Source organism: Microbacterium sp. NPDC089987, assembly GCF_044748505.1.
Classification (GTDB): Bacteria; Actinomycetota; Actinomycetes; order Actinomycetales; family Microbacteriaceae; genus Microbacterium.
Map to the genome: position 1 here is coordinate 60698 of NZ_JBIVGE010000001.1, position 23211 is coordinate 83908.

Annotated in this window: 25 protein-coding genes and 1 pseudogene; 16 read left to right on the forward strand and 10 right to left on the reverse strand. The window is 67.0% G+C overall.

Annotated elements, in window-relative coordinates; all coding sequences use genetic code 11:
- Positions 1-157 precede the first annotated feature (157 nt).
- Positions 158-475, forward strand: coding sequence for a hypothetical protein (locus ACIPV2_RS00285; RefSeq protein WP_400836907.1), 318 nt, complete (start codon positions 158-160; stop codon positions 473-475).
- A 1-nt stretch (position 476) separates the two neighbouring features.
- On the opposite strand, the gene ACIPV2_RS00290 is transcribed toward ACIPV2_RS00285, so the two are convergent.
- On the reverse strand, positions 477-641 hold the full coding sequence (locus ACIPV2_RS00290; RefSeq protein WP_400836910.1) for a hypothetical protein: 165 nt from the start codon (positions 639-641) through the stop codon (positions 477-479).
- 373 nt (positions 642-1014) lie between these two features.
- Between ACIPV2_RS00290 and ACIPV2_RS00295 the strand changes: the two genes are divergently transcribed.
- The 3 genes from ACIPV2_RS00295 to ACIPV2_RS00305 all read left to right on the forward strand — a co-directional run bounded on the left by ACIPV2_RS00295 (position 1015) and on the right by ACIPV2_RS00305 (position 3909).
- Positions 1015-2133, forward strand: coding sequence for a tyrosine-type recombinase/integrase (locus tag ACIPV2_RS00295; RefSeq protein ID WP_400836912.1), 1119 nt, complete (start codon positions 1015-1017; stop codon positions 2131-2133).
- Positions 2123-2470, forward strand: a complete 348-nt coding sequence (locus tag ACIPV2_RS00300; protein WP_400836915.1) for a helix-turn-helix domain-containing protein — start codon at positions 2123-2125, stop codon at positions 2468-2470. The genes ACIPV2_RS00295 and ACIPV2_RS00300 overlap by 11 nt, the downstream gene beginning before the upstream one ends.
- A 428-nt stretch (positions 2471-2898) precedes the next feature.
- Complete coding sequence (locus ACIPV2_RS00305; RefSeq protein ID WP_400836918.1) at positions 2899-3909, forward strand: hypothetical protein; 1011 nt, start codon at positions 2899-2901, stop codon at positions 3907-3909.
- 67 nt (positions 3910-3976) lie between these two features.
- Here ACIPV2_RS00305 and ACIPV2_RS00310 read toward each other — a convergent pair whose 3' ends face one another.
- The 3 genes and pseudogenes from ACIPV2_RS00310 to ACIPV2_RS00320 all read right to left on the reverse strand — a co-directional run bounded on the left by ACIPV2_RS00310 (position 3977) and on the right by ACIPV2_RS00320 (position 5494).
- A complete protein-coding gene (locus ACIPV2_RS00310; protein ID WP_400839868.1) occupies positions 3977-4723 on the reverse strand; it encodes an MFS transporter in 747 nt (248 codons plus the stop codon).
- 25 nt (positions 4724-4748) lie between these two features.
- A pseudogene (locus ACIPV2_RS00315) lies at positions 4749-5156 on the reverse strand (MFS transporter); the annotation flags it as partial.
- Positions 5153-5494 carry an ArsR/SmtB family transcription factor gene (locus ACIPV2_RS00320; protein ID WP_400836921.1) on the reverse strand — a complete coding sequence of 114 codons (342 nt, stop codon included), beginning with the start codon at positions 5492-5494 and terminating at the stop codon, positions 5153-5155. The gene ACIPV2_RS00320 and the pseudogene ACIPV2_RS00315, both read right to left, overlap by 4 nt.
- Before the next feature lie 83 nt (positions 5495-5577).
- On the opposite strand from ACIPV2_RS00320, the gene ACIPV2_RS00325 reads away from it, so the two are divergent.
- The 10 genes from ACIPV2_RS00325 to ACIPV2_RS00370 all read left to right on the forward strand — a co-directional run bounded on the left by ACIPV2_RS00325 (position 5578) and on the right by ACIPV2_RS00370 (position 14289).
- A complete protein-coding gene (locus ACIPV2_RS00325) occupies positions 5578-6885 on the forward strand; it encodes an NAD(P)-binding domain-containing protein (protein WP_400836924.1) in 1308 nt (435 codons plus the stop codon).
- 128 nt (positions 6886-7013) lie between these two features.
- Positions 7014-8009 (forward strand): thioredoxin-disulfide reductase, encoded by a 996-nt coding sequence (trxB, locus tag ACIPV2_RS00330; RefSeq protein WP_400836927.1) that lies wholly within the window; start codon positions 7014-7016, stop codon positions 8007-8009.
- Positions 8006-8332, forward strand: a complete 327-nt coding sequence (trxA, locus tag ACIPV2_RS00335) for a thioredoxin (protein ID WP_400836930.1) — start codon at positions 8006-8008, stop codon at positions 8330-8332. Before trxB ends, trxA begins: the two co-directional genes overlap by 4 nt.
- Positions 8329-9426, forward strand: coding sequence for an ACR3 family arsenite efflux transporter (gene arsB / locus ACIPV2_RS00340; protein ID WP_400836933.1), 1098 nt, complete (start codon positions 8329-8331; stop codon positions 9424-9426). The genes trxA and arsB overlap by 4 nt, the downstream gene beginning before the upstream one ends.
- A complete protein-coding gene (locus ACIPV2_RS00345; protein WP_400836936.1) occupies positions 9423-10421 on the forward strand; it encodes a metalloregulator ArsR/SmtB family transcription factor in 999 nt (332 codons plus the stop codon). The genes arsB and ACIPV2_RS00345 overlap by 4 nt, the downstream gene beginning before the upstream one ends.
- A 20-nt stretch (positions 10422-10441) precedes the next feature.
- On the forward strand, positions 10442-10849 hold the full coding sequence (locus ACIPV2_RS00350) for an arsenate reductase ArsC (protein WP_400836939.1): 408 nt from the start codon (positions 10442-10444) through the stop codon (positions 10847-10849).
- Between the two features lie 335 nt (positions 10850-11184).
- Positions 11185-11544 carry an ArsR/SmtB family transcription factor gene (locus ACIPV2_RS00355; protein WP_400836942.1) on the forward strand — a complete coding sequence of 120 codons (360 nt, stop codon included), beginning with the start codon at positions 11185-11187 and terminating at the stop codon, positions 11542-11544.
- The gene (locus ACIPV2_RS00360; RefSeq protein ID WP_400836945.1) at positions 11541-13451 is read left to right on the forward strand and encodes a heavy metal translocating P-type ATPase; all 1911 of its coding nucleotides are present in this window, start codon (positions 11541-11543) and stop codon (positions 13449-13451) included. The genes ACIPV2_RS00355 and ACIPV2_RS00360 overlap by 4 nt, the downstream gene beginning before the upstream one ends.
- Positions 13448-13990, forward strand: coding sequence for a signal peptidase II (gene lspA / locus ACIPV2_RS00365; RefSeq protein ID WP_400836948.1), 543 nt, complete (start codon positions 13448-13450; stop codon positions 13988-13990). Before ACIPV2_RS00360 ends, lspA begins: the two co-directional genes overlap by 4 nt.
- A complete protein-coding gene (locus tag ACIPV2_RS00370; protein ID WP_400836951.1) occupies positions 13987-14289 on the forward strand; it encodes a hypothetical protein in 303 nt (100 codons plus the stop codon). The genes lspA and ACIPV2_RS00370 overlap by 4 nt, the downstream gene beginning before the upstream one ends.
- Positions 14290-14739: 450 nt before the next feature.
- Here ACIPV2_RS00370 and ACIPV2_RS00375 read toward each other — a convergent pair whose 3' ends face one another.
- The 6 genes from ACIPV2_RS00375 to ACIPV2_RS00400 all read right to left on the reverse strand — a co-directional run bounded on the left by ACIPV2_RS00375 (position 14740) and on the right by ACIPV2_RS00400 (position 21389).
- A complete protein-coding gene (locus tag ACIPV2_RS00375; protein ID WP_400836954.1) occupies positions 14740-15054 on the reverse strand; it encodes a metal-sensitive transcriptional regulator in 315 nt (104 codons plus the stop codon).
- Between the two features lie 16 nt (positions 15055-15070).
- Positions 15071-17347, reverse strand: coding sequence for a heavy metal translocating P-type ATPase (locus ACIPV2_RS00380; protein WP_400836956.1), 2277 nt, complete (start codon positions 17345-17347; stop codon positions 15071-15073).
- 203 nt (positions 17348-17550) lie between these two features.
- Positions 17551-17814 (reverse strand): YHS domain-containing protein, encoded by a 264-nt coding sequence (locus ACIPV2_RS00385; protein WP_400836959.1) that lies wholly within the window; start codon positions 17812-17814, stop codon positions 17551-17553.
- Between the two features lie 18 nt (positions 17815-17832).
- A complete protein-coding gene (locus ACIPV2_RS00390) occupies positions 17833-20154 on the reverse strand; it encodes a heavy metal translocating P-type ATPase (protein WP_400836961.1) in 2322 nt (773 codons plus the stop codon).
- Between the two features lie 51 nt (positions 20155-20205).
- Positions 20206-20988: a hypothetical protein gene (locus ACIPV2_RS00395; protein ID WP_400836964.1), complete on the reverse strand. Its 783-nt coding sequence runs from the start codon at positions 20986-20988 to the stop codon at positions 20206-20208.
- 185 nt (positions 20989-21173) lie between these two features.
- Positions 21174-21389, reverse strand: coding sequence for a heavy-metal-associated domain-containing protein (locus ACIPV2_RS00400; RefSeq protein ID WP_400836967.1), 216 nt, complete (start codon positions 21387-21389; stop codon positions 21174-21176).
- A gap of 98 nt (positions 21390-21487) precedes the next feature.
- On the opposite strand from ACIPV2_RS00400, the gene ACIPV2_RS00405 reads away from it, so the two are divergent.
- Entirely contained in the window at positions 21488-22642 is a 1155-nt protein-coding gene (locus ACIPV2_RS00405; protein WP_400836970.1) for an FAD-dependent oxidoreductase, read from the forward strand.
- 59 nt (positions 22643-22701) lie between these two features.
- Positions 22702-23160 carry a DUF6153 family protein gene (locus ACIPV2_RS00410; RefSeq protein ID WP_330171164.1) on the forward strand — a complete coding sequence of 153 codons (459 nt, stop codon included), beginning with the start codon at positions 22702-22704 and terminating at the stop codon, positions 23158-23160.
- The last annotated feature ends 51 nt before the right edge of the window (positions 23161-23211 follow it).

Sequence of the window (23211 nt, forward strand, 5' to 3'; positions counted from 1 at the left end):
CGGCGCCGCGCACCGCGCTATTCGTCTGCCCCCACTGCGGCCACCTGCAACTGCTCGACGAGGTCGAGATGCCGCCCGAGTTCGACGGCGCCGCCTTCGACGACGGTCGCCGTCGGACGTAGAATCTATGCTCTCGGCCGGAGGAAGGACACCGGCTATGGGACGACCGAGCGCGTTGCGCGAAGCGAACGTCGACAGGCGGTCCCAGTGGGCGTCGATCCGCGAGGCGGCGAAGCGCGGGCCGCTACAGACGCTGACCGAAAGAGAACTCGCCCTCGACGAGCAGCCAATGACCGTCTATCCGTGGCGGTTGCAGCGAAAAGTGAAAGCGTGGGTCCGCTTCGGGCCCGAGTCAATCCGCGTCGACGCGAAGATCGTGCGCTCCACTCCCTTGGCGGCCGGCATCGAGTTCCGGTGTGAGGATCAGACGCTGCGGTGCTGGGTATGGGGCAACGCCGTGCAGTTGGCCGAGTGACTCAGCGGCGCCCGTTGTCCTCCAGCCAGTGGTGGTGGGAGCGGAGGCCGTGCGTGACTGCCAACCGAATCACCCAGTACATGATGAGCAGGCCGATGATGAATGCCAGAGCCGCCGCAGCCCACGATGCGATCGTGAACAGGGTGAACTGATCGTTGAAGGTCATGGTGCGACCCTATCCATGGTGACAAGTCATGAAGGCTAGCTGGCGGAGTAGGGTCGCCAGCATGTGTGGACGATTCGCGATGAACGCCAGACCGAGAAGTATCAACATCAGATGCATCACTAGGCCGCGATTAGAAGGCTGAACAGGTGTTTCTCGTCACTGAAGCGTCCTCTGCGGCGGAGGCCCCACGTGAGCACGCAAGCGCATCGAGAGTTCCGCGGCTGTCACCCGCGGCGCCAATGAGGGCGATTGGGCTACCCGGCACCATTTGGGGCCCCGGTGTGGTGTTGTGATAGTGAGCAAACAGCTTCAAGTGGAAGACTATCGGTGGTCATGGTTGCAACAATGATGCATTTATTGCAACCATAGATGCGTGCGCACTGGTTCAGATGACGATGGTCGGTCGTCGTTGCGGTTGACAGGGAATGTCATCGCCCTCGATGAGGGAAAGTACGTCTTCGAGTCGATGCTGGATGGCTGGGGTGACCAGCAAGCGAGCCGCGGGTTGCAGGCGACAACCATCGACGCACGGCGGCGGTTCATCGAGGATTTCGCTGAGTTCTGCGCGACGTACCCATGGCAGTGGCTGCCGCGGGACCTGGAGGACTACTCGGTGCGCGTGCGACACGGCAAGGGGCCTTTGAAGCGGTCGACCATTCGGGGCTACCAGGCGAAGATCCGCCTGTTCTGCGACTTCCTCACGGACCCGCGGTATGGCTGGCAGGCAGAGTGCTTGGCGCGCTTCGGGGAGGCACCTCAGCAGATCTGTCACGACTGGAACACCATCGCGCACTTGCTGGACTATGAAGGCGATCCAGGGAAGCGCGCGCTCACCTTCGACGAGCTGGAGCAGTTCTTCGATGCCGCGGACGCTCGGGTGGAGACCATCGTTCGCCACAGGAGGAAGGGTGCACTCGCCGCGCTCCGCAACGCGCAGATGTTCAAGACCATTTACGCGTTCGGGCTGAGGCGCTCCGAGTGCATCGGGCTTGATATCGCGGATCTGCGGTCGAACCCGATGGCGCCCCAGTTCGGCAGTTTCGGTGCCGTGTATGTCCGGCACGGGAAGGGCAGCCGAGGGACTGGCCCGAAGCGACGGACCGTATTGACGCTGCCCGAGTTCGACTGGATCGTTGACGGGCTCACTCATTGGGCGGACCAGGGGCGGCCGCGGATGATCGGCGACTGGGAGACGGGCGTCCTCTGGCCGACGGAGCGCCGGACGAGAGTCAGCGGCCGCTATCTGAATGACCGTTTCGCCGAGCTGCGTGACGAGGTCGGGCTTCCGGAGGAGCTCACCCTGCATTCGCTGCGGCACACCTATGTGACAAACCTCATCGAGTGGGGTTACAGCGAGAAGTTCGTACAGGATCAGGTGGGCCACGCGTACGCCTCGACGACGGCGATCTACACGTCCGTCGGGGACGACTACAAGAACCGCGTGCTCGCCGATGCGCTGAAGAGGAACACGGAGAACCGCAATGACGACTGAATCCAAGGGGTCCATCGACTGGCACCTGCGCGCCGTGATGGCTGAAGCCGGGATGTTTCAGACCACCGAGCTACTTGCACCGCTGCGTGAACAGGGGGTCGTGCTGTCCCGTGAGCAGGTGTATCGGCTGGTCACCAGGACCCCGGAGCGGTTGAACGTCGAAGTGCTGGCGGCGCTGTGCCGCATCTTCGGATGCCAGCCGAACGATCTAATCACCGTTAAGGCGCAGCCGGCGGTGGCGAGGAAGACGGGCACCGCGCGCGGGCGTGACACGGCGATTGGGGATCTGCGTCCGGTGCGTGCGCGACTTCATCGTCCCGCCGATCCTGGCCGATGATGACGGAAGCTCCCTTGCGGGTCTGCGACCGGTGCGGACGTACGGCTGTGGGTCTGTACTCTCTGCTCGGTGGAAGGATCTGCAACGTCTGCTACAGCGCACTCCGCCGAAACCCGTCCGAGTGCCCCTTGTGTGGGAACATCCGGGTCCTTGCATTCACCACCAAGGAGGGTGTGATCTCCTGCGCGATCTGTGCTGGCCACCCGCCACGATTCGCGTGCCGCACATGCGGTAGCGAGGAGTTCCTGACCGGAACTCACTGCGGCCGCTGCAGGCTGCAAGCGCGTCTAGACGAGCTCATCGGCCCCGCGGAGGAAGCGCCAGTGGAGCTGACCAGGCTCCGCACACACCTCGGGAACGCTCCGATGGACCCGCGCTCGATTGTCCGCTGGCTTCGGCGACCGCATGTAACGGAAACGCTGAGGGGCATGGCAACGGGCGCACTCCCTCTCGACCATTCGGCCCTCGATCACCTGCCACAAGGGGCGGCAACACGCTACTTCCGGCGTCTACTCATCGAAGCCGGTGTGCTGCCGCAGATCCATGTGTTTCAGCACGAGCTCACGCTGCACGTCGCCGCCTTGGCGGCGACGCTCGAGCGCCCAACCGGAAACAAGCTCCGCCGCTTCTACCGATGGGACATCCTGCCGAAACTACACCGACGGTACCGAGATCGTGGTCGAGACCTGTCCATGGAAGCCTTCAACGGGCAGCGCGGCCATCTCGCTGCGGTCGTGAGGTTCCTTGCCTGGCTGGATGCCAGTGATCTGACGGTCGGCGATCTGGACCAGCGCACACTCGACCACTACATCGCCCGTATCAAGACCCGAGAGCCTGTGGAGCACTTCGTGCGGTGGGCGACCCGATCACGATTGTCCGACGACCTCACCACGAACGTCCGTGCTGCGCGAAACACGATGTCGTCCATGACCGAGGATGAGTTGTGGCGCGCTGTCGATCTCCTCCTCTACGACGAGGAGATCGAGCTCGAAGTGCGCGTCGCCGGGCTCTTCGTGCTCCTGTACGCCCAGATACTCGGTCGCGCCGTCAGCATGACTCGCGATCAAATCGACGCCACACCGGACAAGGTGACTGTGCAGTTCGGCGTCACACCCGTCGTGCTCGATGACACGGTCGGCAATCTCGTTCGTCGGCAACTCGAGGCGGAACCCCGACGAGGGTACGCCACAGGTGCATCAAGCTGGCTGTTCGAGGGGCTCTCGCCAGGGACGCACATGACCGCGGCGTACATCCGACTTCGCCTGGGTGAACTCGGGATTCGCCCGCGTGTGTCGCGTGAGACCCGGATGAATCTCCTTGCCATGCGAATGCCGGCCGCCGTGGTCGCAGATGTGGTTGGTATCCGCACCACCACTGCAGACCGTCGCAAGAGTATGGCCGGCGGAACCTGGTCGAACTACCCGGACTTGCGGGTGTGATCCCCATCTCGCGAGGGTCATCGCGACCGCACGGCGCGAGTCCATGTGAATGAGAACGCCAGCGATATCAGGAGAAGCGAGCGAGGCCCAGAGAGACGGCTGCCAGCATCACGGCGCTCAGGGCCATCGCCGTGTAGGAGCCGGTAGCGGCCGCGAGCAGGGGGCCAAGGGCGGGACCGACCGCGCTGATGAGGGTGATGGGTGCGGCGAAGACGCCGTTGATGGAGCCGTAGTTACGGACTCCCCACCGGTCGGCGACAGCGGAACCTTGGACGAGTGTCTGCGCGCCGCGTACGGCACCTGCCGCGATCCCGATGACGATCAACAGCCACGGCGGGCCAGGCACGAGCGCGAGAAGGGCGAGAAACACGACGCTCAGCCCGGCGGTAGCCGCAAGCGGGATCCACGGGGCTGCGGTGTGCGGTATCGCGACGTAGAGGAGCCGGCCGATGACCTGTCCGGCGCCGAGGAGTCCGAGCGCCCAGGCCGCGAGCTCGTAGCTCATGCCTTTCTCGGTGAAGAGAGGGATCAACGCCAGGGTGACGCTGAACAGCGCCGCTGCGAGTGTGAGCATCGATAGCTCGAGCATCCAGAAGCGGCGGGTGCGGATGACGGTGCTGACCGTGTGCACGTGGTCCGCGGCCGGGCCGTGCGGGACCTGGTCCCAACGGCGTTCCAGGCTGAACCAGTGAAGGGGCACGGTGGTCACAAGCAGGAATGCGGCGAGGATCAGGAACGTGGTTCGCCAGTCGGTGACCGTGAGAAGTCCGGCGACGACCGGTGCGAAAACGGTGGAGGCGAGCCCGCCAGCCAGGGGTGAGGATGGTCATCGCCGGGCGCCGCCGGGTCCCGTGGCGGCGGGCGATGACGGTGAACGCGGCCTGGTAGAGCACGGCGGACTGCGCGACACCAGCGATCACCCACCCGGCGGTGAACAGGGCGAGGTTCGGGGCGAGGGCGACGACGACGAGTCCAGCCGGGCCGACGATGCTTCCCAATGTCATGATCAGGCGCGGACCGCGCTCGTCGAGCCAACGGCCGATGAAGACTCCGGCCACGGCGGAGGCGATGAGACCTGCAGAGAACGACAGCGTGACGAGTGTGACCGGCCAGCCGGTGGCGACGGATATGGCCGGGGACGCGACGATGAGGGCGTAGTACAGGATTCCCCAGCTGATGACCTGCCCCACGGACAAGGCTGCCAGCCTCCCGCCGAGCCGGGCCGGGGCGGCCACGTCAGACGTCATACAGAGCGAAGAGCGTCGGCGGCAGCATCCAATGCTCCATCGTTGAGGGCGAAGTACGCCCACTTGCCGCGCTGCTCGCGAGTCACCAGACCCGCATCGGCGAGCAGCTTCATATGGTGCGATACCGTCCCCTGAGAGAGCCCGACAGGTGCGGTGAGGTCGCAGATGCAGGCTTCACCGCCGGGGCTGCCAGCGATGAGGGAGAGCAGCATGACCCGAGTGGGGTCGCCGATAGCCTTGAACACCCGCGCGACGCGCTCAGCGTCCTCTGCAGTGAGGGCAGATGCGATCTGCGGCACGCAGCACGCGGACTTTTCGATGGTCGTTGGCACGCTCACAAGGCTAGTCTGACACGTATTGACAAACTTCGATAGGTGCGCGAATGTTCTCGTATTGAAGTTTTTCGATCCGAGGAGATGTGATGTCTGAGATTCCCGTGCTTCCCGTCGTCGTCATCGGTGCCGGTCCGCAGGGCCTGGCCGCGGCCGCCCACCTGACTGAACGCGGCGTCGATGCCGTGGTCGTCGAGCGCGGCGCTTCGGCCGGCGCTGCGGTGTCCGAGTGGGGGCATGTGCGGCTGTTCTCGGGGTGGCCGGAACTCACCGATGCCGCGGCGCGACGGCTACTTGAGCCGACCGGTTGGACTGCGCCGGCGAGCGGCTACCCGACCGGTGCGGAGTGGGTCAGCGAGTACCTCGCGCCACTTGCGGACACGCTGGGCGACCGAGTCCTCTACGGCACGACGGTGACGGGCATCGCGCGGCAGGGGCGTGACAAAGTGGTTGCGAGCGGCCGGAAGGCACAGCCGTTTGTCGTGCACACCGTCGACCAGGATGGCCGCGATGGCCGCATCCTCGCAAGCTCGGTCATCGACGCGACCGGCACCTGGTCGCTGCCGAACCCTGCTGGTGCCGACGGATACCCCGCGGTCGGCGAGACCGCCGCGGCCGACCGTATCTCCTACCGAATTCCCGATGACGTCTCCGACCTGGCCGGTACGCATGTGGTCGTCGTCGGTGCCGGCCACTCGGCCACGCACACCGTGCTTCGTCTGAGCGAGCTGGCCCGCCGCGCGCCGGGCATCCGGGTGACGTGGCTGCTGCGCCGTGGGAGCGCGACGAACGTGTTCGGTGGAGGTGTGGGCGATGAGCTGCCCGAGCGTGCCGCGCTCGGCTCTCGTGCACGAAAGGTCATTGAAGCCGGCGTGGTCGAGGTGGTCACCGGGTTCCGTGTCGCCGAGTTCCATCAGGACGACGGTGCCCTCACGGTCATCGCCGAGAACGGCCAGGAGATCTCCGGTGTCGCGCGCGTCTTCGCCCTCACGGGGTTCCGGCCCGACACGAGCATCCTGCGAGAGGTGCGCATCGACCTGGACGGGTCCTTGGATGCGGTGGCGGGGATCGCGTCGGAGATCGACCCGAACATCCACTCCTGCGGATCGGTCGGCGCCACGGGTGCCCGCCAGTTGACCCAGCCCGAGCAGGGGTTGTTCATCGTCGGCGCAAAGTCGTATGGCCGCGCGCCCACGTTCCTGGCCCTCACCGGGTACGAGCAGGTGCGCAGCGTCGCAGCTCACCTCGCCGGCGACCCTGAGGCCGCCGACCGCAATGAGCTCGTCCTTCCCGACACCGGCGTCTGCGGCGGCGCCGGCGAATTCGACGCCGAAGGTGCCAGCTGCTGCGGCGCCCCGTCGGTGCTGCAGATCGGTTCTCGACCCGTCAGCGTCTGACGCGCTGACCGATTCCCGAGGGGGCGGCTTCCTGATGGAGGCCGCCCTCGTCGCGTGCCCAGGTGAAGAGTCGGTGAACTGCCTCACCTCCGATTGCGCGTTACTTTGAAGAATGTCAATATAGAAGCATGTCGAATCAAGAGGTTGAGCTGGTCATCATTGGATCGGGCCCTGCGGGTTACACCGCCGCGGTCTATGCCGCTCGTGCGGGGCTTGCCCCGGTGGTGATCGCTGGTTCTGTGACGGCGGGTGGCGCTCTGATGACGACGACGGAGGTGGAGAACTTCCCCGGCTTCATCGACGGAGTGCAGGGTCCGGAGCTGATGGAGTCGATGCGCCAGCAGGCCGAGCGGTTCGGCGCCCGCATCCTCCTCGACGACGCGGTCCGCGTGGACCTGGACGGTCCGGTCAAGACCATCGAGACCGGCGCTGGAGAGACGTTCCGTGCCAGGGCGGTGATCCTGGCCATGGGCTCCGCCTATCGCAAGCTCAGCCTCCCGGACGAAGAGCGCCTGACCGGTCGCGGGGTTTCCTGGTGTGCCACGTGCGATGGTTTCTTCTTCCGCGAGCAGGAGATCGTCGTCGTCGGCGGGGGCGACTCCGCGATGGAGGAAGCCCTGTTCCTCACCCGCTTCGCATCGAAGGTGACCGTCGTGCACCGCCGCAGTGAGTTCCGGGCTTCGAAGATCATGGCGCAACGCGTGCTCGACCACCCGAAGATCGAGGTCGCGTGGAACAGCGAGGTCGCACGCCTCAACGGGACCGCGAAGCTCGAGTCCGTGACCCTTCTCGACACCGTCACCGGTGTCGAGTGGGAGATGCCTGCGTCCGGGCTCTTCGTCGCCATCGGCCACGATCCGCGCTCCGAGCTCGTCACCGGAATCGTCGACACCGACGCGGCCGGTTTCGTTCTGGTGGATCATCCCTCGACGCGGACCAACCTCCCCGGCGTCTTCGCGGCCGGAGACCTGGTGGACCACACCTACCGGCAGGCGATCACCGCCGCGGGTACCGGCTGCGCTGCCGCCCAGGACGCCCAGCACTTCCTCTCCGCCCTCGAGGAAGACGCTGCGCCTCTGCCCCAGACTGACGCCTTGACCGAGACTGAGGAGGTCTTCGCATGAGCACGCTCACGGCTGTCACCGACGCCACATTCCACGACGAGGTCCTCGGCTCCGACATCCCCGTCGTGGTGGACATCTGGGCCACCTGGTGCGGGCCGTGCCGCCAGGTCGCTCCGCTGCTCGAGCAGCTGGCGGCCGAGTACGACGGGCGGGTGAAGATCGTCAAGGTCGACGCCGACCAGAACCCCGAGACGGTCACTGCCGCCGGCGTGACCTCAATCCCGACGCTCGGGTTCTACCGTGACGGTGCCCGCACGGACATCCTCATCGGCGCGCACCCGAAGCCCGTCATCGCCGAGAAAATCGAGGCCCTGATCTCATGAGTACCGCAACCGCATCTTCTGCTCCCGTGGCCGTCCGGCGTCTGTCCACGCTCGACAAGTGGCTGCCGTTGTGGATCGGGCTCGCCATGGTCGCCGGGCTCCTCCTCGGCCGGTTCGTGCCCGCGCTCTCCGATGCGCTGTCCGCCATGGAGGTCGGCGGCATCTCGGTGCCCATCGGGCTCGGGCTGTTGGTGATGATGTACCCGGTGCTCGCGAAGGTCCGCTACGACAAGGTCGCCGCCGTCACCGGAGACAAGAAGCTGCTGGTCTCCTCGCTGGTGCTGAACTGGCTGGTCGGCCCCGCGCTGATGTTCGCGCTCGCGTGGATCTTCCTCCCGGACCTGCCCGAGTACCGCACCGGGCTGATCATCGTCGGCCTCGCACGCTGCATCGCCATGGTCGTCATCTGGAACGACCTCGCCTGCGGCGACCGCGAGGCCACCGCCGTGCTCGTCGCCATCAACTCGGTGTTCCAGGTCGTCGCGTTCTCGCTGCTGGGCTGGTTCTACCTCACGGTGCTTCCCGGCTGGCTGGGCCTGGATACCCAGGGGGTCGAGATCTCGGTCTGGCAGATCGCCCTCAACGTGCTGGTCTTCCTGGGCGTTCCGCTCGTCGCCGGGTTCGCGTCCCGATACATCGGCGAGAAGCGCCGCGGGCGGGACTGGTATGAGCAGAAGTTCCTCCCCGTGATCAGCCCGTGGGCGCTGTACGGGCTGCTGTTCACCATCGTGCTGCTGTTCGCGCTGCAGGGCGACGCGGTCCTGGCCAAGCCCCTGGATGTCGCCCGGATCGCGCTGCCGCTGCTGGCCTACTTCGGGCTGATGTGGTTCGCAGGTCTCCTGCTCGGCAAGGTCTTGCGGCTGAACTACGCCCGCTCCACATCGCTGGCGTTCACGGCCGCTGGCAACAACTTCGAGCTCGCCATCGCGGTCGCCATCGGCACCTTCGGCGCCGCCTCCGGCCAGGCCCTCGCCGGCGTGGTCGGCCCCCTCATCGAAGTCCCCGTCCTCGTCGGGCTCGTCTACGTCTCCCTGTGGGCGGCACGCGCCTGGTTCCACGCCGATCCGTACACCGGCGAGAGGATCACCTCATGAACGTCACCATCGCGGACGCCGCGGACGCCTGCAGCCCCGTCGCCACGCACGCCATCGGCCAAGAGGCGGCATCCGCTGTCGCCGCGACCCTGAAGGCCCTCTCCGACCCGCTGCGCCTGCGCATGCTCTCTGCCATCGCCTCCGACCCGCGCGGCGAGTCCTGCGTCTGCGACCTCGCCGAGCTCGCCGACGTGTCCCAGCCCACCGTCTCCCACCACCTGAAGGTGCTCAAAGACGTCGACGTGCTCACCTCCGAACGCCGCGGGACGTGGGTCTGGTACCGCATCAACCCGGGCCGCCGCGGCGCCGTCACCGCGCTACTGGACTCCTTCGCGCCGGCGACCATGACCGCGCCTGGCGTGGATGGCGACAGCGAAGACCGCGACAGTCGCCCCGACTTCGACATCCGGATCACCCACCTCGCCGACGAACTCGCAGCCGAGGTCCCCGAACTCGCCCCGGAGACGGTGCTGAGCATCGTTCGTGAGTCCTACACCTCGCTCGCCCGCACGGCCAAGGTCACCGGCGCCCTCGTCCCGCTCACCGAACGGTTCGCTCGTCAGCGGCTCGCTGACCTCACCCGTGACCGCGACCAGTCGGTGCCGCAGGTGCTGTTCGTCTGCGTCGCCAACGCCGGACGCTCCCAGATGGCAGCAGCTCTCGTCAACCAGATCGCCGGCGGCAAGGTCATCGCCCGCTCCGCCGGATCCAGCCCCGCCGAGGTCATTCACCCTCACGTGCGCTCGATCCTCGCAGAGATCGAAGGCGATGCCGCGGGCGAGCGGTTCCCCAAGCCCCTCACCGACGACGCGGTCCGTGCCGCTGACGTGGTGATCACGATGGGCTGTGGCGACGTCTGCCCGATCATCCCCGGCGTCCGCTACGACGACTGGGCCGTCGGCGACCCCGCCCTCGCCTCCCGCGAAGGCGTCGAAGCCATCCGCGACGACATCGAAGACCGCGTCCGCGCCCTCATCGACCAGCTCACCCACTGACCGCACCCGCAGGAGCCCTCATGACCGACACATCCGCCAAGCCCTCCGTCCTCTTCGTCTGCGTGCACAACGCCGGCCGCTCGCAGATGGCCGCGGGATTCCTCCGCGACATCGCCGGCGACCGCATCGAGGTCCGCTCCGCAGGATCCATGCCCGCTGACCAGATCAACCCCATCGCCGCCGAGGCCATGGGTGAGCTCGGCATCGACATCACCACCGAGCAGCCCAAGATCCTGACCACCGAGGCGGTGCAGGCCTCCGACGTCGTCATCACGATGGGATGCGGCGACGCCTGCCCGTTCTTCCCCGGAAAGCGCTACGAGGACTGGAAGCTCGACGACCCCGCAGGACAGAGCATCGACGCCGTGCGTCCCATCCGCGACGAGATCCGCGCACGCATCGAGAAGCTGGTTGACGAGCTGATCTGACTCAGATGGGCGGGCGAATAATCCCCGCGGAGCATTTCTTCCGCCGACAGACTGAGAAGCTGGGTTGACCGGGGGCTTACTGGCGGTCACCGCGTCCCCGACTGACTCGCTGCGCACAATCGAGGCCGGGTTGATCACTTCGAGTTCGACTCTCCCTCGCCGTTTGCGCCAGCAGGGTGTCGCGCTCGCCTTGTTCGCGACGCCGATCTAGCGCCCCGGGGGGAGGGGGCGTAGGTCACATTTGCTCGAGCTAGCGTCCGTGGGTAGTCACACAATCCGATGCAACCAGTTGCCATAGACCGCATTAGGTCAGTGAACGCTGTATAGTTCAGTGCATGCTGACTATTGCTTCTCGCCTCGACGTCATGAACCGGCTGGGCCGGGCCATGGCGGACCCGACGCGCTCCCGGATCCTGATGACCCTGCTGAACGGGCCGAGCTACCCGGCCGTGCTTTCGCGTGAACTGGAGCTGACGCGCTCCAACGTGTCGAACCACCTGACGTGCCTGCGCGACTGCGGGATTGTGGTCGCCGAGCCGGAGGGGCGGCAGACGCGCTACGAGATCGCCGACCCGCACCTCGCGGCGGCGCTCACGGCGCTCGTGGACGTGACGCTGGCGGTGGACGAGCACGCGCCGTGCGTGGACGACGAGTGCACGGTGCCGGGTTGCTGCGGGACGGGAGCGGGCGCGTGAGCGCGGCGTGCGGCTGCGACGAGCCGGAGACCCGGGTCGGCGAGGAGGCCGAGGAGGAGCGGGAGCGTCCGTGGTGGCGGGACCGCGGGATCATGGTCCCGGTGTTCTCCGGCGTCGCCTTGGGCACGGGCCTGGTCCTGGAATGGACGGGCGCGGAGATCCCGGCGCTGGTGGCGTTCTGGATCGGCCTGCTGCTGGGCGCGTCGACGTTCACCCCGGGCGCGGTCCGCAAGCTGTTCAAGGGCAAGCTGGGCATCGGGTTGCTGATGACGATCAGCGCGGTCGGCGCGGTCATCCTCGGCTACGTCGAGGAGGCCGCCGCGTTGGCGTTCCTGTACTCCATCGCCGAAGCGCTGGAGGACAAGGCCATGGATCGCGCCCGCGGCGGGCTGCGGGCGCTGCTCAAGCTCGTCCCGGAGACCGCGACCATCCGGCAGGACAGCGCGTCCGTGGAGGTCGCCGCGAAGGACCTCCAGGTCGGGCAGCTCATGCTGGTGCGTCCCGGGGAGCGGATCGCGACCGACGGCATCGTGCATGCGGGCCGGTCGAGCCTGGACACCTCGGCGATCACCGGCGAGTCGATCCCGGTGGAGGTCGAGCCCGGCGACGCGGTGTCGGCCGGGGCGATCAACACCGCCGGTGCCCTGGAGGTCGAGACGACCGCGGCGGGCACGGACAACTCGCTGACCACGATCGTGGAGCTGGTCGAGCAGGCGCAGACCGAGAAGGGCGACCGCGCCCGCCTGGCCGACCGCATCGCCCGCCCGCTCGTGCCCGGCGTGCTGATCCTCGCCGCCCTCGTCGCGGTCATCGGCTCGCTGCTGGGCGACCCGGAGCTGTGGATCACCCGCGCCCTCGTGGTGCTCGTCGCCGCGTCGCCGTGCGCGCTGGCGATCTCCGTCCCGCTCACCGTCGTCGCCGCAATCGGCTCGGCGAGCAAGTTCGGCGTGATCATCAAATCCGGCGCGGTCTTCGAGCGCTTCGGCGTGATCCGCCACGTCGCCGTCGACAAAACCGGCACCCTCACCCGCAACGAGCCCGCCGTCACCACCGTCCTCACCGCCGACGGGGTGGGCGAGGCGCAGGCCCTGGCATGGGCAGCGTCGCTGGAGCAGCACAGCACCCACCCGCTGGCCGCCGCGATCACCGCCGCCGCCCCCGGAGCCCCCGCCGCCCTGGACGTCACCGAGCAAGCCGGGCACGGCATCGAGGGCACCCTCGACGGGGCCCGGATCACCGTCGGCAGCCCACGCTGGCTGGACGCGGGAACGCTCAAGGACCAGGTCGCGGGCCTGGAGGAGCAGGGCATGACCGTCGTCATCGTCCACCGCGACGACGTCCCGGTCGCGGCGATCGGGGTCCGCGACGAGCTGCGCCCCGAGGTCCCCGAGGTGGTCCGCACCCTCGCCGCCCAGGACGTCGGGATGACCATGCTCACCGGCGACAACACCCGCACCGCCCGGGCGCTGGCAATGCAGGCCGGGATCGAGGACGTGCGCGCCGAGCTGCGTCCCGAGGACAAGGCCGCCGCAATCAGCGAACTGGGCAGGCACGGCTCGGTCGCGATGATCGGCGACGGCATCAACGACGCCCCCGCCCTGGCCGCCTCAGACATCGGAATCGCGATGGGCGCGACAGGTTCCGACGCCGCGATCGAGTCCGCCGACGTCGCGTTCACCGGCCACGACCTGCGGCTCCTCCCGCGCGCGTTCGACCACGCCCGCCGCGGCAGGCACATCATCAACCAGAACATCATCCTGTCCCTGCTGATCATCACCGCCCTGCTCCCGCTCGCCCTGTTCGGCCTGCTGGGGCTGGCCGCGGTGGTGCTGGTGCACGAGATCGCCGAGGTCATCGTCATCCTCAACGGTCTCCGCGCCGCCCGGACGAGGAAGACCGCCTCGTGAACGCGCTGGATGCCGTCGTCGAGAGGAACCGCGGGTCGGCTGCGAGCCGCAGGAGGGCGCTCGGTCTCGCGCTCGTCGTGGCCGTGCTCGCCCTGGCCGTGGACCAGGGGTCGAAGGCCCTCGCGGTTGCGCAGTTGACTTCTGCAGGACGGATCCCGCTGATCGGCGACCTGTTCGGCCTGTCACTGGTCTACAATCCCGGAGCCGCTTTCTCGCTCGGCTCCGGGGCCGCCTGGATCTTCACAGTAGTCGGCATCCTTGCAGCCGGGACGGTGGTCGTGTTTGCCGTGCGGCTGCGCGGTGCCCGGTGGGGCATGGCCCTGGGCCTGGTGCTCGGCGGCGCGCTCGGCAACCTCGTCGACCGACTCCTCAACCCTCCCTCGTTCGGGCAGGGGCACGTCACCGACTTCCTCGCCTACGGAAACCTCTTCGTCGGGAACATGGCCGACGTCTTCGTCGTCACCGGTGTCGGACTGGTCTGTCTGCACCTCCTCACGCCGACGACCGTCGGCGGCGCACGAGCGGAAGGCAACTCATGATGATTGAACTGCTGCACATTGTCGGCTGCCCGAACACGGACATCACCGAAGCCAACACGCGCGCTGCGCTGGACACTCTCGGACTCGGGGCCGTACCTATCGAGTCGGTGACGATCCGGACCGAGGCCGAGGCAGTAAGCACTCGGTTCGGAGGCTCGCCCACGATCCTGGTCGACGGGGTCGACCTCTTCCCAACCGCACCAGTTCACTCGCTCGCGTGCCGCGTCTACGCGACTGAGAACGGCTACGCCGGAGCACCGACAGCGTCACAGATCACCGAAGCGCTGCGCTTGGTCTGATCACCTCCTGTCAAAGGTTCGGGATCGAAATGCCGACCCGTTCGATGACCGCGGCCGCGTAACTGCTGCTGTTCGCGCCGATCGCGTTGGACAAGGTGATCGCGGAGGAGATCTCCAGCCCGGTCCGGTGAGGGGGATGGCAACGGGTGAACTGCCTCCCGACCACTCAGCGCTTGATCTTCTGCCGCAGCGGGCGTCAACATGTTACTTTCGGCGTCTGCTCATCGAAGCTCGAGCGCCCCACTGGAAACAAGCCTCGCCGCTTCTACGGCGGCGACCTGCGGATCGTCGGCATCACCGGCCAGGTGGGCCATATTGCTGAAACTGCATCGCCGATACCGAGACCATGGTCGCGCCCTGTCCTTGGAAGCCTTCAACGGACAGCGGGGCCTCTGCGCGTATGAAGGTCGCGCGCGGGTGGGGTGCCACGAGTTGAGACACAGGGTCGTGTCAACGCACGAGCCGACCGATCGCTTCTGAAGCCTCGCGGATCTTGCCTTCGATGTCACTGTCGGCTCGGACAGCGTCGGTGACACAGTGGCGTAGGTGGTCTTCGAGCAGTCCGACGGCGACGCTCTGTAGAGCGCTGGTGAGTGCGGAGATCTGCGTGAGGATGTCGATGCAGTATTTCTCCTCTTCGACCATGCGGTGTACGCCGCGGGCCTGTCCTTCGATGCGCTTGAGGCGCGCGAGGTAGCGAGATTTGTCGGTGATATAGCCGTGTTCCCCGTGCTCACACACAGTTGCTTGGGCGGTGTCGGTCATGGTTGCCTCCGAGGAGTCAGGTCTTGTTGAGGATGGCGCGTGTGGTGGTCTCGGGCCGGAGGTCGAGCCGACGCAGCAGCTGCGCGTTCAAAGCGACGACGATGGTCGACAGGGACATGAGGATCGCGCCGACGGACATCGGTAGGACGAATCCGATGGGTGCAAGTACTCCCGCTGCCAGTGGCACGGAGATCAGGTTGTAGCCGGCGGCCCACCACAGGTTCTGCTTCATCTTCCGATACGCAGCGCGAGAGAGTTCGATGACGGACAGCACGGAGCGGGGATCGTCGCTGGCGAGGATCACGCCGGCGGATGCGATCGCGACGTCGGTACCGGCGCCGATCGCAAGGCCCACGTCCGCTTGGGCGAGGGCGGGGGCGTCGTTGACGCCGTCACCGACCATCGCGACCTTCCTGCCCTCCTTTTGCAGTTCTTGCACCTTGGCGGCCTTGTCTTCGGGGCGGACACCAGCGAAGTAGCGGTCGATTCCGAGGTCCTGAGCAACCGTGTGCGCCACCGCTTCGGCGTCTCCGGTGATCATGACCACCTGAACACCCAGGGCGTGCAGCGCGTCGACGGCTTCGCGGGACTCAGAACGCACCTCGTCGGCGAGCTTCAGCGCACCGATCACTTGCCCATCCTGCGCGACGTGCAGGATGATGGCGCCGTCCTTGCGCCAGCGGCCCGCCACGGGAAGCTCGCTCGCGTTCTCTTCGGTGAGCAGGTGCGGCCCGCCGACTCGGATCGTTGTGCCCTCAACGGTCGCGGTGACTCCGACAGCGGGAGAGGAGGTGAAGTCACGGCTGTGGGGAACCGTGAGGTTCTTGTCGGCTGCAGCGCGGACGATGGCTTTGGCGAGCGGGTGCTCACTGTCAGCTTCCGCGGCTGCGGCGAGGGCGAGCACGTGGTCACGGTCACCACCCTCAGGCACCGATACGTCGCTCACGATCGGCTCTCCCTTGGTGAGGGTTCCGGTCTTGTCGAACAGAACGGTGTCGACGGTGCGCATGCTTTCCAGCGCCAGCCTGTCCTTGACGAGCACTCCGCCACGTGCGGCACGCTCGGTGGCGATCGACACGACGAGCGGGATAGCCAGGCCGAGTGCGTGGGGGCAGGCGATCACGAGGACCGTGATGGTGCGGATGACGGCGGCGTCGGGGAAACCGATCACGGTCCACACGATGGCGGTGATCGCGGCTGCTCCGAGGGCGAACCAGAACAACCAGCCTGCCGCGGTATCGGCGAGGCGCTGGGCACGCGAGGAAGAGTTCTGAGCCTCCGTCACGAGACGTTGGATGCCGGCAAGAGTGGTGTCGTCGCCGGTCGCAGTGATCTCGATACGGAGCCCGGAGTCGGTGGCGACTGTTCCGGCCGTGACGGTGTCGCCGGTTGATCGGGTGACCGTGCGGGATTCTCCGGTGACCATGGACTCGTCCATGGAGGCTCGCCCGTCGATGATGCGCCCGTCAGCGGGGATGCTTCCTCCGGGGCGGACCACGACGACATCGCCCACCAGGAGATCGGCTGGCGAGACGGTGACGACCTGCCCGTTCTCGATGCGCTCGGCCTCGTCGGGCAGGAGAGCGGCCAGTGAGTCCAGTGCGGAAGTGGTCTGGGCGAGGGAGCGCATCTCGATCCAGTGACCGAGCAGCATGATCACGATCAGGAGCGCCAGCTCCCACCAGAAGTCGAGTTCGTGATGGAGCACACCCAAGCTCGCGCCCCAGGAGGCGAAGAACGCGACCGTGATGGCCAGCCCGATGAGGAGCATCATCCCGGGCTTGCGGGCACGGAGCTCATTGACGGCACCGACGAGGAAGGGACGCCCACCCCAGACGTACATCACTGTGCCCAGCAGCGGGGACACCCATGTGAGGCCGGGGATCTCAGGAAGGGCGTAGCCGAGGATCATCGCGAACATCCCGGACAGGGCCACGGTCGGGATGGCGAGGATCAGCATGACCCAGAACAGGCGCCGGAACTGACCGACGTGGTCACCATGCCCGGAGTGGTCCATCCCGGCGTGATCGGCGTGACCGGCATGCCCATGCTCGGCGTGGTTCATGCTGGTGTGGGCAGTGTGGTCGACCTGTTTCGCCCCCTGATGCGCGCTGTGATCCATGTGGCCGGAACCGTGCGCGTCGCCGACGTGTCCGCTGTCCTCGGACCGTGGATCCGTCACCGCCGGTGTTGCGTGCCCGGTGTGGGCCATGTTGTGGTCGTGTGTGTGCGCTTCGCCGTGGGAGGTGGCGTCGGCGGGTCCGTGATGATGGTGGGCGTGCGGATCAGTCATTGCTGGCGTACCTCGTTCGGATCAGGTGTCCCGGCCTGGTCTGGCCTGATGAGGGTAACGATATACCCCTGGAGGGTATTCCGCTACGGTTTTCGGTCCGCGCCGTGGAACCCGCGTCGCTCCCGCGGATCGACTCCTGGTCGGGATTCTCTCGCCTACGGTGGGGCCACAGTCAAACACCGTGGCCCCACCGCGGTGGACTCTTACGCCGGGGTGGCCGCGTACTTCGCCGGGTCGGCGTCGAAGAGCGGGCCGCAGGCTGCGCAGCAGAAGTAGTAGCGGGTGCCTTCGTAGTCGCGGAACAGGCCGGCGGCTTCGGCGTCTGCCTTGACCACGGTGCTTCCGGTCATCACGGGACATTCAGCGAGGTCTTCTGCGGACGGGGCGAGGAGGTCCTTGCGTCCCTCTGCGTCGACGGCGGCGTGGTGGTTGTGGTTGCAGCAGGAGCCTGTGGAGTTCTCAGACATGGTGTTTCTCTTTCGCTATCAGTGGTGTGTTCCGACGGTGACTGCCGTGGTCACGGCTTCCCGCGTTTGGCGGGCCTTCGTCGGAGAGGGGTCCGCCGCCTGGCTGCGGAACGAGCGCAGGCGGAGGCTGTTGCCGACGACGAAGACGCTGGAGAACGCCATCGCCGCGCCGGCGAGCATCGGGTTGAGCAGCCCGAGCGCGGCGAGCGGAATCGCCGCCACGTTGTATGCGAACGCCCAGAACAGGTTTCCCTTGATCGTGCCCAACGTCTTACGTGACAAGCGGATCGCGTCCGCTGCGCTGCGCAGGTCGCCGCGCACGAGCGTGATGTCGCTGGCTTCGATGGCGACATCAGTGCCGGTGCCCATCGCGAGCCCGAGGTCGGCTTGAGCGAGCGCGGCGGCGTCGTTGACGCCATCACCGACCATCGCTACGATCTTCCCCTCTCCCTGCAGGCGGGTGACGACGTCGACCTTGTCCTTGGGCAGCACTTCGGCGATGACTTCGGTGATTCCGACCTCAGCGGCGATCTGCTCCGCCACAGCGCGGTTGTCGCCGGTAAGCAACACCGGGGTCAGGCCCAGGCGTCTGAGCTCGGCGATGGCTTCAGCGCTGGTGGGCTTGACCGTGTCGGCGACGACGAGTATCCCGCGGGCCTGCCCGTCCCAGCCGACCGCAACAGCGGTCTTGCCCCGACGCTCCGCATCCGCTTTCGCCGCGGCGAGGGCGGCGGGGAGATGCTGTGACCAGTCCGAGAGGAGCGATTCCCGTCCGACGAGCACTGCGTGCCCATCGACGACCCCTTGCACGCCCTTGCCTTCGATGTTCGCAAAGTCTTCCGGAGTCGGGAGCGGGCCGACCGTTTGGGTGGCCGCCTTGGCGATGGCCTGGGCGATGGGGTGCTCGGAGGCGTCCTCGAGGGCCCCCGCCAGACGCAGCACGTCCTCACGGTCAACACCGTCAGCTGTGTACACGTCGGTGAGCGTCATCTTCCCGGTGGTGACCGTGCCGGTCTTGTCCAGCACGACTGTGTCGACCTGGCGGGTGGATTCGAGGACCTCGGGTCCCTTGATCAGGATGCCCATCTGCGCGCCGCGTCCCGTGCCCACCAGCAGCGCGGTCGGGGTGGCGAGTCCGAGTGCGCAGGGGCAGGCGATGATGAGCACGGCCACCGCAGCGGTGAATGCGGCGGCCGTGGGGAACCCTGCGCCCAGCCAGACTCCGAGAGTTGCCACGGCGATGGCGATCACGATCGGGACGAAGATCCCGGAGACGCGGTCGGCGAGTCGCTGAACTTCGGCCTTGCCGGATTGGGCGTCCTCGACGAGTTTCGCCATCTGGGCGAGCTGTGTGTCGGCGCCGACTCTCGTGGCGCTTACGACCAGCCGCCCGCCGGCGTTCACGGTCGCGCCGGTGACGGCGTCGCCTTCGCCGACCTCGACCGGCACGGACTCGCCGGTGAGCATGGACGCATCCACGGCAGAGGTGCCGGAGAGGATGATGCCGTCGGTGGCGATCTTCTCGCCGGGGCGCACGACGAACTCGTCACCGGCCTTCAACTCGCTGGTCGGTATGCGGGTTTCCACGCCATCGCGCAGAACGGCGACATCCTTCGCACCCAGCTCCAGCAGGGCACGAAGGGCCGCGCCGGCCTGACGCTTGGAACGCTTCTCGAAGTAGCGGCCGGCGAGGATGAACGTCGTCACCCCGGCGCCGACTTCGAGATAGATGTTCGCGGCCCCGTCGCTCGGGGTGACGGTGAACTCGAACGGGTGCGTCATCCCGGGAACGCCGGCGGTGCCGAAGAACAGCGCATACAGGGACCACAGCAGCGCCGCGAGGGTTCCCATGGAGATGAGGGTGTCCATCGTCGCCGCACCGTGGCGCAGATTCGTCCAGGCCGCTTTGTGGAACGGCCATGCCGCCCACACGATGACGGGGCCGGCCAGTGCGAGCGACAGCCACTGCCAGTACGTGAACTGCAGGGCGGGGATCATCGCCATCGCGACGACCGGAACGGTGAGCGCGACCGAGGCGATCAGGCGGTTGCGCAGGCTCACCAGCTCCCTGTCCTGAGGTTCCTCCTCATCTACGCTCGAGGAGGGTTCGGTCGGTGTGGGGAGCGCTGCGGAGTATCCGGTCTTCTCTACTTCGGCGATGAGCACCGCCGGGTCGATACCTGCGGGCGCGGTGACCTTGGCCTTCTCGGTGGCGTAGTTCACGGTCGCGCTGACCCCATCGAGCTTGTTCAGCTTCTTCTCGATGCGCATCGCGCACGATGCGCAGGTCATGCCACCGATTTCCAGCTCAACGCTGGTGTCGGACCGCGTGCCTGTCATGATGATCTCCTTATCGGCAGTTCGTGCAAAGGGTGAGACGACCTGGACTGGTCAGTGGCCGTCGTGTCCGTCGTCGGCCGTCTCCGATTCGGTGCCGGTGGCGGCTTCTTTGCCCTGCTTGGGCGGTGCGGTATCGAGCACGAATGTCGCCGTGCGGACCTGCCCTGCGACCTGGAAGTCGAGGTACAGCAGGTAGCGCCCTTCCGTGGGCGCTTCAGCCGTAAATGTGATGCCAGGGCCAGCCGTCTCCTCAGGCTTCGGTGCCTCACCGTGTGCATGCACGTGGAGGTAGGCCAGGTCGCCCTCACGCAGCGCGACCAGGTGACCGAAGGCGCCGAGATACGGCTGCAGCTCGGTTACCGGCGCACCGTCCCGGGTGACCTCGAGCGTCAGCTCGCTGCCTTGTCCACCGACGAGGTCGCCGGACACCGTCACATCGAAACCGTCGACGGAGTCACGCGTCCTCACCTCTGTCGGCGGTGATGAAGTGGTTGCTCCGGCGACATCGACCGTTCGCGAGAGGGTGGCGGTGGTGCCATCGGCAGAAGTGAAATCCGTGTAGACGCGGTACGTTCCCGCCGAGTCCCACACCCACGGCATCGACCAGGTGCCGGTGCTGGCATCGAGAGTGGGATGCACGTGCCGGTACTCGGCCCCGTCGCTGCGCACCACAATCAGGTGCAGCTGCTGTCCGTGCGCGGTTTCATACTCGGTGACCGGCGCGCCGGCCGGGCCAAAGATCTCGAATGCGAGTTGTCCGCTGGTGCCCGCCTGCGTCGGCGCGCGAAGCGCGCCGAGCCGGAACCCGGATGCGGCCAGTGATAGTCCGTTCATGCTCGCCTTCTCAGCGGTTGTGTTCACGTCGAGGTCTGCCGCACCATGCGTCTCATGCGGAGCCGCCCCAGAACCCGCCCAGGAGGCGACCGTGCCGTCAGGAATGACAGCGTCGCCGGCGACGTAGGCGGCACCGAACAGCACAACCAGAACCGCGCCGTACGCACTCAACCGGCTTGCGGTGTTCATCGGGTCCGAACCGCCTCATAACCGGCCTCCTCGACCGCAGCGAGGACCTTGGCGTCGTCCAGAGGCTGTTCGCTGGTGACGACCAGCCTTCCGCTCTGGGCACTGACATCGATGCCTGTCACGCCCGCGAGCTGGCCGACCTCGCCACGAATGGCGACCTCGCAGTGGCCGCAGCTCATGCCGGAAACCTGATATTCGCTCGTGTTGCTCATCGCTGATCCTTCCTCGGTCCCAATACCCCGGTGGGGTACTGTTACGCTCAACTGTATACCCTCCTGGGGTATTCCGGTCAAGGGAGAGGGAAACGGGAATGACGGACATTCTGATCGTCGGAGCAGGAGCTGCCGGGCATTCTGCTGCCTCGACGCTGCGGCGCGAGGGATTCACCGGCTCGATTCGCCTGCTGCATGATGAACCCGGTTCGCCGTACAACCGCACACTGGTCGACAAGGGCATCCTCCCCGGCCTGCTCACCCAAGAGCAGGCGGGGTTGCCCATCCGCCACGTGGAAGGCCTGGATCTCGTGCCGGGCCGAGCTGTTGCAGTCGACCCGGCTGAGCGGTCGGTGCGGCTGGAGGATGGACGCGAGCTCGGCTTCCGGCAGTGCCTACTCGCTGTTGGGAGTGCACCGCGATCCGCCCCGGATTCGCCATTGAATGGCGTCTTCCCGTTGCATCGTGCTGCCGACGCACTGCGCATCCGCGATCATGTCGCCGGCGACTTCGCTGGTCGATCCGTGACGGTGCTCGGCGCGGGTCTGATCGGCACGGAAGCGGCGAGCTTCTTCGTCGCCGCGGGAGCGGAGGTGCACCTGGTCGCGCGATCGGACCTTCCACTGGTGGCGACGCTCGGCATCCCGATCGCCACCCGACTGCGGGACCTGCACCGCGAACACACGACCTTCCACGGTGGACGGGCGGTGACCTCGCTGCGCCGCGCCAGCAACGGCGGCGTCGAGGTGCGCCTCGACAGCGGCATCACATGGGAGTCCGACCTCGTCGTCACCTCTCACGGCACGACACCGGCGACGGGGTGGGTATCAGCGGGAAGCACCGCCGGCATCGGCGTCGACAGGTCGCTTCGAGCTGACGCGCTTCCCCGCATGTATGCGGCCGGCGGCGCGGTGTTGTATCCGTGGGGAGACGGAACTCGGGTCCGAGTTGACCACTGGGACGATGCTGTCGCACAAGGTGCTCACGTCGCCCGGAGCATGCTCCACGATCTGAGCATGGGCGAAGATCCGGGGCCCTACCGCCCGGTCAGCGGCTACTCGGTGAGCATGTACGGTTCCTCGCTCACAGGCGTCGGCATTCGTGCACCGGGGACCCGTGCCCGAACGGAGACGGCCGCGGAGGGCGGCCTGGTCACGACGTTCGCCGAGTCCACCGGCGGCGTGACGGGCGCTGTCGGCTGGAAAGCAACGCGGGCGATCCAGGCACTCCGCCAGGGCATCATCGGCGCATAAGTGTTCCCAGCGGCGTGCTAAAGGAGGATGCTACGGTGTGCACCGGACGGAGGTAGAGCATGAATGTCGCGCGCCGCGGCTTGCGCCCGCAGATCTCGCTGCGTGGAGCGCTCCTGCTCGCGACGGCTGCTCTGACAATCATCGTCGGGCTCTTGGGCATGCACACCTTCACCGCCGACGCGGCCGGTCACCGAACCGCCGCACCTGCGCACGCGGTTTCCGAGAACAGCATGCACTCGTCCGGGAACGCGCAAAGCGATGGGACGGCGGCCCCCGCCACGTCGGGGCTCGCCGTATGCGATGACGCCTGCATGTCCGGCCCCGCGGGTGGGCACGCGGACATGATCACCGCATGCGTTCTTGCTCTTCTTGCTGGCCTTGTGCTGCTTCTGCGTCCCGGGTTCTCGTACCGACTCGGGCCTCCCCTGATGTCGATCCTCCCCAGGCTCCGGCCGGGCGCCGCGCGCACACTGAGCCGCGCCCCGTCACTGACCCTTCTTTCGATCAGTCGTACCTGAGCGGTCGACGTCGGCGCCGTGCCGACATGCAGCACCGTCCCGGACGGGCGG